Origin of the sequence: Haloarcula taiwanensis, from assembly GCA_002844335.1 — an archaeon.
Taxonomy (GTDB): domain Archaea; phylum Halobacteriota; class Halobacteria; order Halobacteriales; family Haloarculaceae; genus Haloarcula; species Haloarcula taiwanensis.
Window position 1 is genome coordinate 2,793,283 of sequence record CP019154.1, and the last position, 14,177, is coordinate 2,807,459.

The following is a 14,177-nucleotide window of genomic DNA, read 5'->3' on the forward strand; positions in this document are numbered from 1 at the left end:
CTACGGTACGACGGCCACCATTAAAAATGTGAACGGGTGACAGGGTGACGGGGCTTAGCTTTCTGACGTCGCGTTTCCTTCAGTCCCGTTGTCCGTTTCGTCAGTTTCGTCGCCTTCGTCAGCCTCCTCAGTCTCATTGGCTGGCGGTTCTTCAGTTTCGTCGGCGGGCGGTTCTTCAGTTTCGTCGGCGGGCGGCTCTTCAGTCTCGTTGGCTGGGGGCTCTTCGGTCTCGTTGGCTGGTGGCTCTTCAGTCTCGTTGGCTGGGGGCTCTTCGGTCTCATTCGCTGGTGGCTCGATAGTGATCTCGGCGAACGCACCGTCGTCGCGCGTGAAGACGCTATGGATGTACGTGTCCGGCCCGACACCGGTCGTGTCGACGGTAAACGTCACGTCAGCAGATTCGTTCGCGTCGAGGCTCACGGACTCAGAGACCAGCGGCTGGCCGTTCAGTCGGAACTCGACGCTCTGGGTCGTGTTGAACTCGTTCGGGTTGGCGACAGTTGCGGTGACCGTGACGTTGTCACCGGCGGTGGCGTTCGTCGGTGCGTCGAGGCTCTCCAGCGTGAACGAGTCAGAGATGGTAACCGCGGCGACCTGTCCGTCGTCGCTGGTGAAGACACCGTGGCGGTAGTCACCGGGTTCGATGCCGGTCGTGTCCGCCGAGAACTGAACGGTTGCGCTCTCGTTAGGCTCAAGCGTGACGAGCGTCCGGTCGACGACGGCCCCGTCGAACCGGAACGCCACGGATTCAGTCACCGCGGTGTTTTGATTGTTCGTGACCGTCGCGGCCACGTCAGCAGTCGAGTTGGGAGCGACGCTCTGGGGTGCGGTCAGGGAATCGAGAGTGACCCCCGTGTTCGCGGCTTGTTCTGACGGCGATTCCTGTTGCGCTGTCACGCCCGGTACGGCCCCGACCTGTGCGGTGAGGCCGCCGACGACGAGGAGCGCAGCGAAAACGGCGAGTGTGCGAGTTCGTATCATGGTTCGATTCTGCGGTGATCGGCAGGCAATGCGAACTGTTCGACGGGTGAACGACACATAAACCGGCGAGACAGTTCAGCAGAGACTAATAACCTGCTAAGCCGTTCGCTGTGACTGCTGGCTCGGGAAAGTGAGACTGAGCGATAGATACGTGGTATTAAAAATTTTTGCCGGTGATTAAGCTCTCGGCAGAGAAGCGCGTACGCTGGCGAGAGATGGCGGAAAGCAGCCGTTATTTTGGGTTAGTACGAATAGCCATGGGACAACCACACATACAGACGACCGCCGCAGCGACCCGAGCGAACAAGACGGCGGGTGCTACCCTACACTGACAGCGCCCTTTCGACACCGGTTTACCCGTCGACAGTAGAGGATGCGATGACCATGCGCGTGACGTTTCTCGGGACGAGTGGGGCCGTGCCGACGACCCAGCGCAACACGAGCAGCATCTTCGTCAACCGCGACGGCGACTACCTCCTCTTCGACTGCGGCGAGGGCACACAGCGACAGATGATGCGCTTTGGGACCGGCTTCGCTATCGACCACCTGTTCGTCACGCATCTCCACGGCGACCACGTCCTCGGGATTCCGGGCCTGCTCCAGACGTGGGACTTCAACGAACGCGACCGCGCCATCGCCGTCCACACGCCGGCGGGCACGCGCGGGAACATCAAACAGCTCATTCAGGCCAACGGGACGACACCGTCGTTTCCCGTCCGCATCAACGAGGTGTCGGCTGGAGACGTCGTCCTCGACCGGCCGGAGTACGAGATTCGAGCCATCGAGACGGCTCATCGCTGTGCCAGCGTCGGCTACGTCCTCGACGAGGACGACCGGAAGGGGAAGTTCGACCGGGAGAAAGCCGAAGAAGAGTTCGGCATCCCGCCGGGGCCGAAATACTCCAAGCTCCACCGCGGTGAGGCCATCGAACACGAGGGCGAGACCATCCAGCCGGAGGCCGTCGTCGGGCCGCCCCGTCCCGGTCGGCGGTTGGTCTACACCGGCGACACGCTGCCGACCGAGAGCGTCATCGAAGCGAGCGAGGGCGCTGACCTGCTGGTCCACGACGCCACCTTCGCCGAGGACCGGAAAGAGCGGGCGAAGGCGACAGCCCACTCTACTGCCCGGGAGGCCGCCGACGTAGCGCGACAGGCCGGCGCGTCGACACTGGCACTGACGCACATCTCGACGCGTTACGCCGCGAGCGCCGACAAGCTAGTTGACGAAGCTCGGGACGCGTTCGACGGCGAGGTCGTGCTCGCCGAAGACGGGATGGAGCGCCGCGTCGAGTTCCCGGACGCGGGCGAATCCTGATGAGATAGTGCAGCATTTATTCGTTGAAGCAGTAGCGGAGCCATGACATACCGATTAGTCCACGTCGGTCTGGGGGGCCAAGGGTCCACCTGGGCGACGGACGCGATCCCACCGAACGTTCGCGACGACCGGATCGAGGTCGTCGCCGCGGTCGACACCGACCCCGAGCGGCACGAACTGGCCGAGCGGGAACTCGGCCTGTCGCCCGAAGAGTGTTACGCCGACCTCGAAACCGCGCTCTCTGAGCGGCCGGCCGACATCTGTTCTATCGTGACGCCGCCGTCGACACACGAGGCCGTCGTGGAGACGGCACTCGCCCACGACCTGCATATCATTTCGGAGAAGCCGATTGCCGACACGCTGGAGGCGTCGGTCCGCGTCGCCGAAAAAGTCGACGAGGCCGGCAAAAAAATGGGCGTTACGATGAGCCACCGGTTCGACCGGGACAAGGCGACGTTCCAGCGGGCCGTCGAGGACGCCGGCCCCGTCGATTATCTGACGGCGCGGTACACGGGGAACGTCCGCGAACGAGACTTCTACGCCGACTACGTCTACGAAATGGAGAACATGCTGTTGCTCGACGGCGCAATCCACCACCTCGACATCCTCGCGTCGCTGGCCGATTCGCCCTGTGAGCGGGTGTATGCCGAAACGTGGACGCCCGAGGAAGCCGACTACGACGGTGACTGCACCGGCTTCGTGACGCTGCATTTCGCCGACGGAACCCGCGCCCAGTACGAGGGCAGCTACGCCAACGCGACCACGCTGAACGGCTGGGGACACGAACAGTTCCGCGCCGAGTGTGCGGACCAGACCGTCGTCCTCGACCGCCGCGACGTCGAGCGGTTCCACGCCGAGGACTACCACACCGGGAACTTCGAGAGCATCGGCAAGGGCGACGGCGAGTCGGTGCCACTCGCCGAGCGCCCCCACTGGAAGAACGCCTGGCTCATCGAGCAGTTCTGTGACTGGATCGACGGCGGCGAGCCGATGCCGACGAACGTCGACAGCGTCCTCCAGTCGATGGCCATCGTCTTCGCCGCCATCGAGAGCAGCGAGACCGGCGAGGCCGTCGACGTGCAAGCGCTGCTTGAAGACGCCCGCGCGAACGCCTGAGCCGCTCGGTCGCTCTTATCCCGATTCGCCGCGGAACACGTCGTCCCGTTGTTCGTACTCCATCTCCTCACAGACAGCGGCGGCCACGTCCGCGCCCCACTCGCGTTCGACGAGGTGGACGGCGAGATCCAGACCGGACGTGACGCCGCCACAGGTCAGCACGTCGCCGTCGTCGACAACCCGGGCATCGACCACGGTCGCGTCCGTCGCTCGCAGGTCCTCTAGTGCACCGCCGTGTGTCACCGCCGGCCGACCGTCGAGCAGGCCGGCGCGGGCAAGCACCATCCCGCCGGTACAGACGCCGGCGACGGTCGCGCCGCGGTCGTGGGCTGCCGCCACAGCCTCGGGTAGGTCTCCGCGCTCGGTCTCCATCCAGACGCCAGCATCGCTTCGGTCGTTCCACCCGCCGCCAGCAACGACAAGCAGGTCCGGGGTCACGTCGGCGAGCGGGCCGTCCGGTTCGACCCGGAGTCCGTGGCTCGCGGTGACGGTCCCGCTCTCCCGGACTGAACGGAGGGTCACGTCCCACGACGCGCCAAAGCGCGCCGCGTTCTCGAACACCTCGTAGGGGCCGATTGCGTCCAGTTCGTCGAACCCGTCGAAACAGGCGATTGCGACAGCGTCCATGCCCACAAGATGGGTGACAGCGAGAAATAGCCGGTGGCTTCAGGTGATTTGGTATTATACAGCAGGCAGCCGGAGTGTTCTTTGGGGACGCCACCGAGCGAACAGGTATGTCCCACCCGTTTCACATCGTCGACGTGTTCGCCCGGGAGCGATACACCGGGAACCAGTTGGCCGTCGTGACCGACGCCGGCGACCTGCACGAGGACGAGATGCAGGCCATCGCCGCCGAGATAGACTACTCGGAGACGACGTTCGTCACCGGGGAGCCAAGCGACGGCGCGTGGCCGGTCCGTATCTTCACGCCCGCAGCCGAGATACCCTTCGCCGGCCATCCAACCCTCGGAACGGTACAGGTCATCCGAGACCAGATCGCTGACGGAACCCCCGAAACGGTGACGCTGGACCTGCCCGTCGGTGAAGTCCCGGTCGACATCGGGGAGCGCGACGGCCGCGAGACGCTGTGGATGACACAGCCGACCCCCGAGTTCGGTGAGCAATTAGCCCACGAAGACCTCGCTGCCGTCCTCGGCCTGTCGGCTGACCGACTGGACCACGATTGGCCGGTGGAAATCGTCTCGACGGGGCTGGCGACAATTGTCGTCCCGGTGGCCGACCGCGACGCGCTGGAAGCCATCGATGTGGATCGGGACGCCTACGACGCCGTGACCGGCGACCGCGACGCGAAGAACGTCCTAGCAGTCTGTCGAGCGCCGCGGAGCGAGGCCAACGACCTCGCAGTCCGCGTGTTCGCGCCGTTCTACGACGTGCCCGAGGACCCCGCGACCGGCTCCTCGAACGGCTGTCTCGCGGCCTACCTCGCCCGCCACGAGATGCTCGGGAGCCCTGCCGTCGAGGCCCGTGTCGAGCAGGGCTACGAGATGGGGCGACCGTCGCTGTTGCATCTCTCGACTGACGGCAGCGGCGAGGATATCAACGTCCGGGTCGGCGGCAGCGTCGTTCCCGTTGCTCGCGGTGACCTGCTGTAACTGGCCGCGCCACCGGCGGTACCGCCACACTCATTTCGACCCGTCCACAACGCCGCGGCATGGATCTCGCACACACCGCTATCTGCGTCTCGGACCTCGACCGTGCGATAGAGTTCTACGACACGCTGGGCTTCGAGGAAACGAACCGCTTCACGTTAGACGGCGTCGAGAACGTCTACCTCGGCCGGGGCGGCGACGGTGACCTGCAATTGCGTTACGACCCGGACCGGACCACCCCGATTGCCCCAAACCGCGCCGACGTGGACCACATCGCGTTCACCGTCGACGACGTCGAGGGGACCTACGAGACGGCCATCGACGCCGGCGCTGCGCCGGTCCTCGAACCGACGGAAGTCGACGCCGCTGATGCCTTCGCCGCGTTCGTCGAAGACCCCGAGGGGTACACGCTCGAGTTCTACCGCTGGCTCTGAACGGCAGCGACAAACGGCCAGCGCTCACCCGAGCAGGGAGCGAGCGCGACTGCGCCACAGCGTTGCCGTCCGAGCAGCGACGAGTCTGGCCGGTGAGGACACGGCGACGAGGAAGCCGCCGAAGCCGGCGAGACACGTCACGGCGGCCACGCTGGCGACGACAATCGGAGAGAGACCAGCGCGCGTGAGGCCAGCGACTGCACCGGTCGTGAGTGCGAACGAGACGCCGAGGCCGACGGTGAGGGCTGTTGCTACCCCGGGTTCGAGCGGAATCCGTCCGAAGACAGACCGGGAGTAGTAGAGGACGTACCCGAAGATGACCAGATTCATCACTCCGTACCCGGCGGCCCCGGCGACAGCTCCGAACTCCGCACCGAATATCGCCGGGACTGGAACGCTGAACGCCAGTCCGTAGAGCTTTGTCCGAAAGCTCACGCTCGGTTTCCCGACCCCTTCTATGGCATGTGACGTGAGCGTCCAGAAGCCACGGAGGATGTTCACGCCGCCGACGAGCAGGACCGTCGCCGAGAAGACACCCTCCGAGCCGGTGAAGGCGATCCGTGCGACCACGTCGTGTGCGGCCAGCAGGTAGCCGAACACGACGAACGTGACGCCCGTTCCGCCGGTGACCGCACCGTCGAGGTAGGCGAGACGCGTGTCGCCGACAGAGGAGTCCCCGCTGACCTTCGTGAGTAGCGGAGAGGAGAGATGCCAAGAAATCGTCGCGCCGAAGTCGGCGAACCGATCGGCCGCCTCGTAGATACCGACGGCCGCTGGGGTCGCGACGATGCCCAGTACGTACACCGGCATGTTGTACGACAGGCGGTCGAAAATCTGGTCCGGAATGCTCCACTTGGCGAAGTCCCAGGCACGCTCGATGGCGTGTCGGTCGGGCAGCGTCGGGACGACACCCAGCGCGACGGCGACCGGACCGAGCACCGCCAGCCGGACGCCGGCAACAACAAGTAGCAGGTCGACAGCGGTCGTCAGTGTCGGAGCCAGCGCCAGCAGGACGACGAGTTGGATGGCGCTCTGCGTGCTGGTGAGCCACGTCTCCACGCTCGGGTAGCCGATGGCACCAACCAGGCTCGACACAATCATCGACACCGCGACCGAAAGCGCGTAGAGGCCGATTGGGACGAGCAGTCCCGGCGAAACCACCGTGTTGCGGACGATTACACCGGCCAGCGCAGCCACGATCACACCGACGATGAGAAGATACCCGAGGGCGAACAGCGCCGCCAGACCGAGATACGGACCGACGAGTTCACCCCGTTCGCTGCCGACCTTCTTCAGCGCCTGGCTGATGCCCCGAATCGGACGCAGGACCAGCGAGACAGAGAGGGCGATGAAAAAATAGGTCCCGGTCGCCGCAGGTGACGTGACGAACGCGTAGACGATGCCACTGAGAACGAACAACGTCGTTGACACCAGCGCTCCGCTGGTCGTCCGAATCGAGGAGTCCAGCAAGTCGATCTCGTCACCGTCGCGCTGTTCGACCATCGACCGAGTATCAGTACTGGCGGCGGGAAAACGGTGCGGTGGTTACACTACGCTGTTAGAAGCGGTCGCTCCTCACTCGCAGTCAGTCATAAAAATACTCGCTCACGGTTCACTGTGCGCACCGTTCGCGTTTTCCGAGGTTCGCACACCGTTCGAACCTCGCTACGCCAGGACTGGGATTTGAACCCAGAATCCCAGATGGGAACACGCTTTCCAGGCGTGCGCCTTACCAGATTCGGCCATCCTGGCACGCACTTCGAGAGTGCGAGGGCGGGCGATTAAGGGCTTTCGTTTCCGACCAGCCGTGGCTGCAGACGGTAAGAGGCGAGCGTCGCACCGATGCCGACGGCGACGGCGACACCGGCTTTGGCCGGTATTGACACCGGAATCCCGGCCAGCAGTTCGTACCCCTGGACGAGAACCAGAAACGCGAGGCCCCCGACGACGCCCCACAGGAGGCTGGCCTTCGTTCGCGGGTCCATCAACGCCCTCCGCTCCGTGCTGTTGTCTCGGCAGGGACTGTCCGTGCGAGCCGTCGCATACACGAAGCGGGGGCCGCCGCGGCTAAAACCCCGCCGAAATCGGCGCAGGCCAGTGACAGATACAAGTATCGAGAGGACGCCGTCGGGACGGGCGCGACGCAGGCGCGTCGAGTCAGACCAGCACGTCGACCTCGTACCCCTCGTCGGTGAGCGCGTCGATGAGTTCGTCGACGTGGTCGTGGCCGCGGGTCTCAAGGTCCAGTTCGACCTCGGCCGAACTCATCGCCACGTCACGACTGGTCCGGTCGTGCTCGATGCCGTAGATGTTGACTTGCTCGCGTGACAGGACCTCGACGAGTTCTTCCAGCGCGCCGGGTTGGTCCTGGAGGACGGTCCGAATCTTGAGATAGCGGCCGGTCTCGACGAGGCCGCGCATGATGACGTTGGTCAGCATATTCAGGTCGATGTTCCCGCCACACAGCGCGGGGACGATTGTCTCGTCGTCCTCGAAATCGAACTTCTCCTCCATGACGGCGGCCAGCGCCACGGCACCCGCGCCCTCAGCAAGCGTTTTCGAACGCTCTAACAGCGTCGTCAGCGCGACAGCGATTTCCGAGTCCGACACCGTCACGACCTCGTCGACCCGCTCACTGATGACCGCAAACGTCTGCTCGCCGACGGTACGAGTGGCGATACCGTCGGCGATGGTCTCGACACTGTCACGCTCAATGCGATAGCCCTTCTCCAGTGACTCGGCGACGCTTGACGCCCCCTCGGCCTGAACGCCGATAACGCGAATATCTTCGTCTTTGCCCTTCAGCGCTGTGGCGATACCGCTGATGAGTCCGCCGCCGCCGATTGGCACGACGACCGTATCAACGCCGGGGAGGTCCTCGTAGATTTCCAGTCCGATGGTCCCCTGCCCCGCCATCACTTTCTCGTCGTCGAAGGCGTGGACGTAGGTCCGGCCCTCCTCTCGCTCAAGGTCGTGGGCGTGTTCGGCGGCCGCGTCGTAGTCCCGACCGTGAAGGACCACGTTGCCACCGTAGCTTCGGGTCGCCTTCACTTTCGAAACCGGGGCCCGTTCCGGCATCACGATTTTCGAATCAACGCCGATTCGCGTGGCGGCCAGTGCGACCCCCTGGGCGTGGTTACCGGCGCTCGCTGTGACGACGCCAGCTGCCCGCTCGGCGTCCGAGAGCGACGCGATGCGGTTGGTCGCGCCCCGTATCTTAAACGACCCCGTACGCTGGAACAGCTCGAGTTTGAGATGGATATCCGCGCCCGTCATCGCGGAAAAGGTGTGCGAGTAATCCAGCGGTGTGTGTCTGGCTGTCTCAGAAACAGTGTCCTGTGCTGCGAGGACATCCTCAAATGAGAGCATGGGAGTGGCTATTCACCGGACCATGTTATACTGTCGGCCGACCATGCAGTATCGGCGGTTGGGACAGCCGGGACTGCTCGGGTAGTGTCCTGAAACGGAAAGGGGGAGCGTGTGACTGCATATAGGAGAACGAACGCGATTAACTTAAATCCGGTCGTAGCGCGGTGAAAGTGAAAGTGCAGGACTGCGAGCGGGTAGAGCCGCTCACCCTGCCGCGCATCCCGTCAAGTAGATCTGGCTAGCCGGACAGAACTGTTTTACACTCGGTATCCCAGAAAGTAGTAGATGGATACCTGGCTGCGACGGACGCTGGTGTATATCGTCGCGCTCGGCGGCATCATTCTGGGGTATGCGTTCGCATACGACTACGGAATGGCGGCGTTCGAAAACGACCCGCAACCGTTTCTGCGGTCGCTTCGCGTCGTGGTCGAAACGTTCACCACGACCGGATACGGCTCGGACGCGCCGTGGAGCACCACAGAGATGCGGCTACTCGTTATTGTGATGGATATCACCGGCGTCGTGCTCATCTTTCTCGCGCTGCCAGTGTTGCTGTTTCCGCTGTTCGAAGAGGCGATGGAGACGACAGCCCCGAACACGGTCGAGAACGGCCTCAGCGACCACGTCGTTATCTGTCAGTTCTCTCCCCGCGGTGAGACGCTCGTCACCGAACTCGACACCTGGGACGTCGACTACGTCATCGTCGAACCGGACCGGGACCGGGCCAACGACCTCTACGAGGACGGGTACTACGTCATTCACGCCGACCCGCAGTCCGTCGACGGGCTTGAGCGGGCCCACCTGTCGTCCGCCCGTGCGCTCGTCGCTGACGCATCCGACCAGGTGAACACCAGTATCATCCTCACCGCCCGCGAAGTCGACGAGTCCGTCCAGACCGTCAGCGTCGTCAAGGAGCCCGACCGCGCGAAGTATCACGACCTCGCCGGTGCCGACGCCGTTCTCTCACCGCGAGGCCTACTCGGCGAGAGCCTCGCAAGCAAGGTGACGACCGGCATTTCGACGACGCTCGGGGACTCCATCGAGATCGGCGAGGACTTCGATATCGCGGAACTCCCGATCCACCGGGGGAGCGACCTCGTCGGAACGACGCTGGCCGACAGCGGCATCCGCGAGGAGACCGGCGTCAACGTCATCGGCGCGTGGTTCCGCGGCCAGTTCGTGAGTCCGCCCGACCCCGAATCTGAACTCGACGGTAGTACGGTTCTACTGGTGTCAGGGACCGAGTCACAGCTGGAGCAACTCAAGCAGATGACCCTCTCCAGCGTGCGTGGCTTCCGCCGCGGGGAGACGGTGATCATCGGTGCCGGCGAGGTCGGTCAGACCATCACGTCGGCGCTTACCAACGCCGGGGTGCCACATACGGTGCTCGATCAGGCCGACGCGCCGGGCGTCGATGTCGTCGGGGACGCCACAGAACCCGAGGAGCTTCGGCACGCTGGCGTCGGCACAGCCAGAACGGTTATCCTCGCCCTGTCGTCGGATACCGATACCGAGTTCGCGACGCTTGTCATCCGTGATCTCAATCCGGACGTCGAAATCATCGCCCGTGCCGAGGAAAGTGAGAACGTCCAGAAGATGTACCGTGCGGGCGCTGACTACGTCCTCGCACTGTCGACGGTCAGCGGCCGGATGCTCGCATCTACGATTCTCGAAGACGAAGACGTCATCTCGATGGACCAGCAAGTCGAGGTCATCCGCGTCGCCGCCAACAGCCTTGGGAATACGACACTCGGCGAGGCCGATGTCCGCTCGCGGACGGGCTGTACGGTCGTCGCCATCGAGCGCAACGGCACCGTTGTCACCGACCTCGGTCCTGATGTGACTATCGAACCGAGCGATAAGCTCGTCATCGCCGGCACCGACGACGGCGTGACGCGGTTCAAATCGGTGTTTGGCTAACCACCTTTTTCCGCCTCGGGTGCGCTTCACGCACCGCTCGGCGCAAAAACGTGGTCTTGCTGAGCGGAGCAAAGCAAGGCTCGAAAGACGAGCCTCGCGAGTCTTTCGGTGGCGAAAAAGGCCGAACGCTCGCTATGCTCGCGTTCGGTGAACCGCTCACTTCGTTCGCGGACAGTCGCTACGCGTCCGTTACCGCAGAGTTCGATATTGGAGAGACTCGACAGGAGATGCATCTTGGGCCGATTCCGAGAACCGGCGGCGTCGCCGCCGGATGCTGGCCGCCCTGCCCGTCCCCGGTTCGCGCGGTGAAACGCGCTCACGGCCGTCAGTAACCCACTCTTCAGACGAAAAGTAGCGGTAGGGCCTATCGCTCGTCCAGCGGCACAAACGTGGTCTCGTCGGGGTTCTTGCCGACGTAGCGGGCGCGCGGGCGAATCAGGCGGTTGTCCTCGATGTACTCGAAGACGTGGGCGACCCAGCCACCGACGCGGGACATCGCGAAGATGGGGGTGTAGATGTCGATGGGGATGCCCATCTGGTAGTACGTCGACGCCGAGTAGAAGTCGACGTTCGGGGCCAGACCTTTCTCTTCCATGAGGTAGTCTTCGATGGTGGTCGACATCTCGTACCACTTGAGCGTGCCGGCGGCCTCGCCGAGTTCCTTCGAGCGCTCGCCGAGAATCTTTGCCCGCGGGTCCTTGACGTTGTAGACGCGGTGGCCGAAGCCGGAGACGCGGCGGCCCTCGTCAAGGGCGTTTTTGACCCAGTCGAGCGGATCGGATTCGGCGTCGTCGACCTCTTTGAGCATCTCCATAACGTCCTGGTTGGCGCCGCCGTGGAGCGGTCCTTTCAGCGTTCCAATGGCGGAGGTGACCGCGCTGTGAACGTCCGACAGCGTCGACGCCGTCGTGATGGCCGAGAACGTCGAGGCGTTGAGACCGTGGTCGGCGTGGAGCACGAGCGCCTGGTCGAACACGTCAGCGAGCACGTCGTCGGGCTCCTCGCCGTTGAGCATGTAGAGGAAATTCGCCGCGTGGTCGAGGTCGTCACGAGGGTCGACAGGCTCCTTGCCGTCGCGGATGCGGGTAAATGCCGCGATGATGGTCGGGATTTTGGCGGTGATCCGCCGTCCGGTTTCGAGGTTGACCGTCTCGTCGGTCGGTTCGGCGTCCTCGGGCGCGGGGTCGTACGCCGAGAGCATCGACACCGCAGTCCGGAGCGCTGCCATCGGGTCCTCGTCCGCCTCGGCGAGCTGTCGGACGGTCGAGATGACGTCGTCGTCCACGTCGCGTGCGTCCACCATCGCACGCTTGAACTCGGAGAGTTCGTCCCGGTTGGGCAGGTGGCCATGCCAGAGCAGGTACAGCACCTCTTCGTAGCTGGCACCCTTGGCGAGGTCCTCGATGGTGTACCCCCGATACACGAGTTTGCCAGCGTCGCCGTCGATAACGCTGAGTTCGGACTCGGCGACGATGACACCCTCGAGTCCCTTCTTGAGGTCGTCGGACATACGCAATCAGTTCCCTACCTTCCGGGAAAAACATTTTCTTTCTGAGCGTGTGTGGCACAATGTCAGGATCGCGAGACTGGACGTTCGTTCAGTTGTTAGTCGCCGTCACCGCCGTTTCAGTAGGCTCAGCCCTGTGATGGTGACTGGTCAGCCTGTGGTCCCACCGCCGTCGAGCAGCCGCTACCGGTCCGACCGCGTTTCCGAGACTGCCCTCACGAGGTCGTTCACGGGGAAGCTGTCGTCATAATCGAAGGACGCAAAGACCCCCTCGTATCGTTTCGATGGGAAGAAAAACACGATAATGTCCTCGAAAAACAACGTCTGTGCGTTGAATCGCCCCTCGCCGATGAGCGACTTGAAATCGTCGCCGGTGACGGTGTGTGCCATGATGAGTTTGTACGCTTTGTCGAGATCTCTATCGGAGTACCTGCCCGCCACGTCGTCGCGGATGTACTCGATTTCGAAGGTGGTGCTGTGGAGGTCAGCGACGACACGGGGCGTAGACTCTCCGAAATCGTGGATAGTGTCGGCTATTTCGGACATGCCGAAACAAATTTCGCTGGACTGAAAAGTAGCGTGAATCGACCCGAGCCGTACATAGTCGCCGCCCGCGCCGGCACGTCGGGGGCCGTCGAGAAATCACGCTACCGTTCCACACAGTGAGGAACGCTTTTGCTCGGGGCCGTCGAACCGGCGGCTATGGACCCGACAGGGACGGTCGAGTACGAACCGGTCAGCGTCAAGCAGGTGCTGGCCGAGATGAAAGACACCGCTGAGCTGCTCATCGACCTCTCGTACTCGGCCGTCCTGCTGGGGAGCGACGACGTGGCCGCAGAGGTGCTTGAACTGGAGGAGAAGATGGACGTGCTCCAGTTGCGCGCACGCATGAGCCTCCTGATGGCCTGCCGGTCGACAGCGGACGCGGAATCGCTCGCCCCAGTTCTGGGGATGGTCGGGGCCGCAGAAAAAATAAGCGACGCCGCCGGCGACATCGCCAAGGTCGTACTGGAGGACATCGGCCTCCCGGACACGATGCGGGCGGCGCTGCCCGAGGCGGTCGAGACGCTCGTGCGGGCGACAATCGGCTCGGCCTCCCCGCTAGCCGGCGAGACGCTCGGGGGTCTGAACCTCGAAACCGAGACCGGCGTCCGCGCGCTGGCGATTCGCCGGCAGGGGAACTGGCTGCTCAATCCCAACCGGGAGACGCGCCTCGAAGCGGGCGACGTGGTGCTGTTTCGCGGCCCCGAGACCGGCGTCGCCGAAGTCTACCGGGACGCCACCGGGGACGCGTACGAGCCGCCGGAGCCGCCCGAAGGTGGCGTCCGCGACCTCGAACGCGCCGTCGACTCCATCGTGTTGATGAAAGACATGGGCGAACTGGCGGTCGACCTGGCCTACGGCGCGGTGCTGTTCGACAGCACGGAGGTCGCCGAGGAGGTCGTCGAGCTCGAAGCCGAGGTCGACGCGCTCCAGTCCCGGTTCGAGGCCTGGACGCTCCGGGCCGCCGCCGACATCGACGACCCCGTGTCGCTGCGGGGCCTCGTCCACCTAGCCCGGTCGACGGAGGTCATCTCAGACGCCGCACTGGAGATGAGCGAGGGCGTCCTGCGGGGGCTGTCGACCCACCCGGTCGTCGCCGAGGCCGTCCAGGAGTCCGACGAGGTTATCGTTCGGACCACGGTGTACCCCGACAGCGACCTCGCCGGGCGGACCATCGGCGACGCGGAAGTCAAGACGGCGACCGGCATGCGCATCATCGCTGTCCGGCGGGCGGCCGGCGAGAGCGAACGCACCGGCCGGAAAGGCGGCGACTGGGTTATCTCGCCGGGACCGGAAACGGAGATTCGAACCGGCGACGTACTCATCGCGAAAGGAACTCGAACCGGGGGCGACCGGCTTACGGACCTGACCGGGGGAGAGTAG

General features: G+C 64.2%; 13 protein-coding genes and 1 tRNA gene. 6 read left to right on the plus strand and 8 right to left on the minus strand.

Annotated features, from left to right (window positions below; genetic code table 11):
• Positions 1-54 precede the first annotated feature (54 nt).
• Positions 55-981 (minus strand): hypothetical protein, encoded by a 927-nt coding sequence (locus BVU17_14235; GenBank protein ID AUG48625.1) that lies wholly within the window; start codon positions 979-981, stop codon positions 55-57.
• A 378-nt stretch (positions 982-1,359) separates the two neighbouring features.
• Between BVU17_14235 and BVU17_14240 the strand changes: the two genes are divergently transcribed.
• Both BVU17_14240 and BVU17_14245 read left to right on the plus strand, forming a co-directional pair.
• The gene (locus BVU17_14240) at positions 1,360-2,295 is read left to right on the plus strand and encodes a ribonuclease Z (GenBank protein AUG48626.1); all 936 of its coding nucleotides are present in this window, start codon (positions 1,360-1,362) and stop codon (positions 2,293-2,295) included.
• 42 nt (positions 2,296-2,337) lie between these two features.
• Entirely contained in the window at positions 2,338-3,411 is a 1,074-nt protein-coding gene (locus BVU17_14245; GenBank protein ID AUG48627.1) for a hypothetical protein, read from the plus strand.
• Positions 3,412-3,426: 15 nt separating this feature from the next.
• Here BVU17_14245 and BVU17_14250 read toward each other — a convergent pair whose 3' ends face one another.
• The gene (locus BVU17_14250) at positions 3,427-4,038 is read right to left on the minus strand and encodes an AraC family transcriptional regulator (GenBank protein AUG48628.1); all 612 of its coding nucleotides are present in this window, start codon (positions 4,036-4,038) and stop codon (positions 3,427-3,429) included.
• 107 nt (positions 4,039-4,145) lie between these two features.
• On the opposite strand from BVU17_14250, the gene BVU17_14255 reads away from it, so the two are divergent.
• Both BVU17_14255 and BVU17_14260 read left to right on the plus strand, forming a co-directional pair.
• Positions 4,146-5,024: a phenazine biosynthesis protein gene (locus BVU17_14255; protein AUG48629.1), complete on the plus strand. Its 879-nt coding sequence runs from the start codon at positions 4,146-4,148 to the stop codon at positions 5,022-5,024.
• A 59-nt stretch (positions 5,025-5,083) separates the two neighbouring features.
• Entirely contained in the window at positions 5,084-5,455 is a 372-nt protein-coding gene (locus tag BVU17_14260; GenBank protein ID AUG48630.1) for a lactoylglutathione lyase, read from the plus strand.
• A gap of 24 nt (positions 5,456-5,479) precedes the next feature.
• Here BVU17_14260 and BVU17_14265 read toward each other — a convergent pair whose 3' ends face one another.
• From BVU17_14265 to BVU17_14280, 4 genes are all read right to left on the minus strand, one after another.
• On the minus strand, positions 5,480-6,958 hold the full coding sequence (locus BVU17_14265; GenBank protein AUG48631.1) for a transporter: 1,479 nt from the start codon (positions 6,956-6,958) through the stop codon (positions 5,480-5,482).
• Positions 6,959-7,123: 165 nt separating this feature from the next.
• Positions 7,124-7,207: transfer RNA gene (locus tag BVU17_14270), tRNA-Ser, on the minus strand.
• Between the two features lie 29 nt (positions 7,208-7,236).
• The gene (locus BVU17_14275; protein AUG48632.1) at positions 7,237-7,440 is read right to left on the minus strand and encodes a hypothetical protein; all 204 of its coding nucleotides are present in this window, start codon (positions 7,438-7,440) and stop codon (positions 7,237-7,239) included.
• A 172-nt stretch (positions 7,441-7,612) separates the two neighbouring features.
• Entirely contained in the window at positions 7,613-8,824 is a 1,212-nt protein-coding gene (locus tag BVU17_14280) for a threonine ammonia-lyase (GenBank protein AUG48633.1), read from the minus strand.
• Between the two features lie 285 nt (positions 8,825-9,109).
• Here BVU17_14280 and BVU17_14285 point away from each other — a divergent pair, with 285 nt between their 5' ends.
• The gene (locus BVU17_14285; protein ID AUG48634.1) at positions 9,110-10,744 is read left to right on the plus strand and encodes a metal transporter; all 1,635 of its coding nucleotides are present in this window, start codon (positions 9,110-9,112) and stop codon (positions 10,742-10,744) included.
• Positions 10,745-11,108: 364 nt separating this feature from the next.
• Here BVU17_14285 and BVU17_14290 read toward each other — a convergent pair whose 3' ends face one another.
• Entirely contained in the window at positions 11,109-12,254 is a 1,146-nt protein-coding gene (locus BVU17_14290) for a citrate synthase (GenBank protein ID AUG48635.1), read from the minus strand.
• A gap of 180 nt (positions 12,255-12,434) precedes the next feature.
• On the minus strand, positions 12,435-12,797 hold the full coding sequence (locus BVU17_14295) for a hypothetical protein (GenBank protein AUG48636.1): 363 nt from the start codon (positions 12,795-12,797) through the stop codon (positions 12,435-12,437).
• A gap of 156 nt (positions 12,798-12,953) precedes the next feature.
• Here BVU17_14295 and BVU17_14300 point away from each other — a divergent pair, with 156 nt between their 5' ends.
• Positions 12,954-14,177, plus strand: a complete 1,224-nt coding sequence (locus BVU17_14300) for a potassium channel protein (protein ID AUG48637.1) — start codon at positions 12,954-12,956, stop codon at positions 14,175-14,177.

What these genes read in the sequence shown, in the direction of transcription:
- BVU17_14235 (AUG48625.1), bottom strand. Translation starts at nt 981, where the DNA reads ATGATACGAACTCGCACACTCGCCGTTTTCGCTGCGCTCCTCGTCGTC.
- BVU17_14240 (AUG48626.1), top strand. Translation starts at nt 1,360, where the DNA reads ATGACCATGCGCGTGACGTTTCTCGGGACGAGTGGGGCCGTGCCGACG.
- BVU17_14245 (AUG48627.1), top strand. Translation starts at nt 2,338, where the DNA reads ATGACATACCGATTAGTCCACGTCGGTCTGGGGGGCCAAGGGTCCACC.
- BVU17_14250 (AUG48628.1), bottom strand. Translation starts at nt 4,038, where the DNA reads ATGGACGCTGTCGCAATCGCCTGTTTCGACGGGTTCGACGAACTGGAC.
- BVU17_14255 (AUG48629.1), top strand. Translation starts at nt 4,146, where the DNA reads ATGTCCCACCCGTTTCACATCGTCGACGTGTTCGCCCGGGAGCGATAC.
- BVU17_14260 (AUG48630.1), top strand. Translation starts at nt 5,084, where the DNA reads ATGGATCTCGCACACACCGCTATCTGCGTCTCGGACCTCGACCGTGCG.
- BVU17_14265 (AUG48631.1), bottom strand. Translation starts at nt 6,958, where the DNA reads ATGGTCGAACAGCGCGACGGTGACGAGATCGACTTGCTGGACTCCTCG.
- BVU17_14275 (AUG48632.1), bottom strand. Translation starts at nt 7,440, where the DNA reads ATGGACCCGCGAACGAAGGCCAGCCTCCTGTGGGGCGTCGTCGGGGGC.
- BVU17_14280 (AUG48633.1), bottom strand. Translation starts at nt 8,824, where the DNA reads ATGCTCTCATTTGAGGATGTCCTCGCAGCACAGGACACTGTTTCTGAG.
- BVU17_14285 (AUG48634.1), top strand. Translation starts at nt 9,110, where the DNA reads ATGGATACCTGGCTGCGACGGACGCTGGTGTATATCGTCGCGCTCGGC.
- BVU17_14290 (AUG48635.1), bottom strand. Translation starts at nt 12,254, where the DNA reads ATGTCCGACGACCTCAAGAAGGGACTCGAGGGTGTCATCGTCGCCGAG.
- BVU17_14295 (AUG48636.1), bottom strand. Translation starts at nt 12,797, where the DNA reads ATGTCCGAAATAGCCGACACTATCCACGATTTCGGAGAGTCTACGCCC.
- BVU17_14300 (AUG48637.1), top strand. Translation starts at nt 12,954, where the DNA reads ATGGACCCGACAGGGACGGTCGAGTACGAACCGGTCAGCGTCAAGCAG.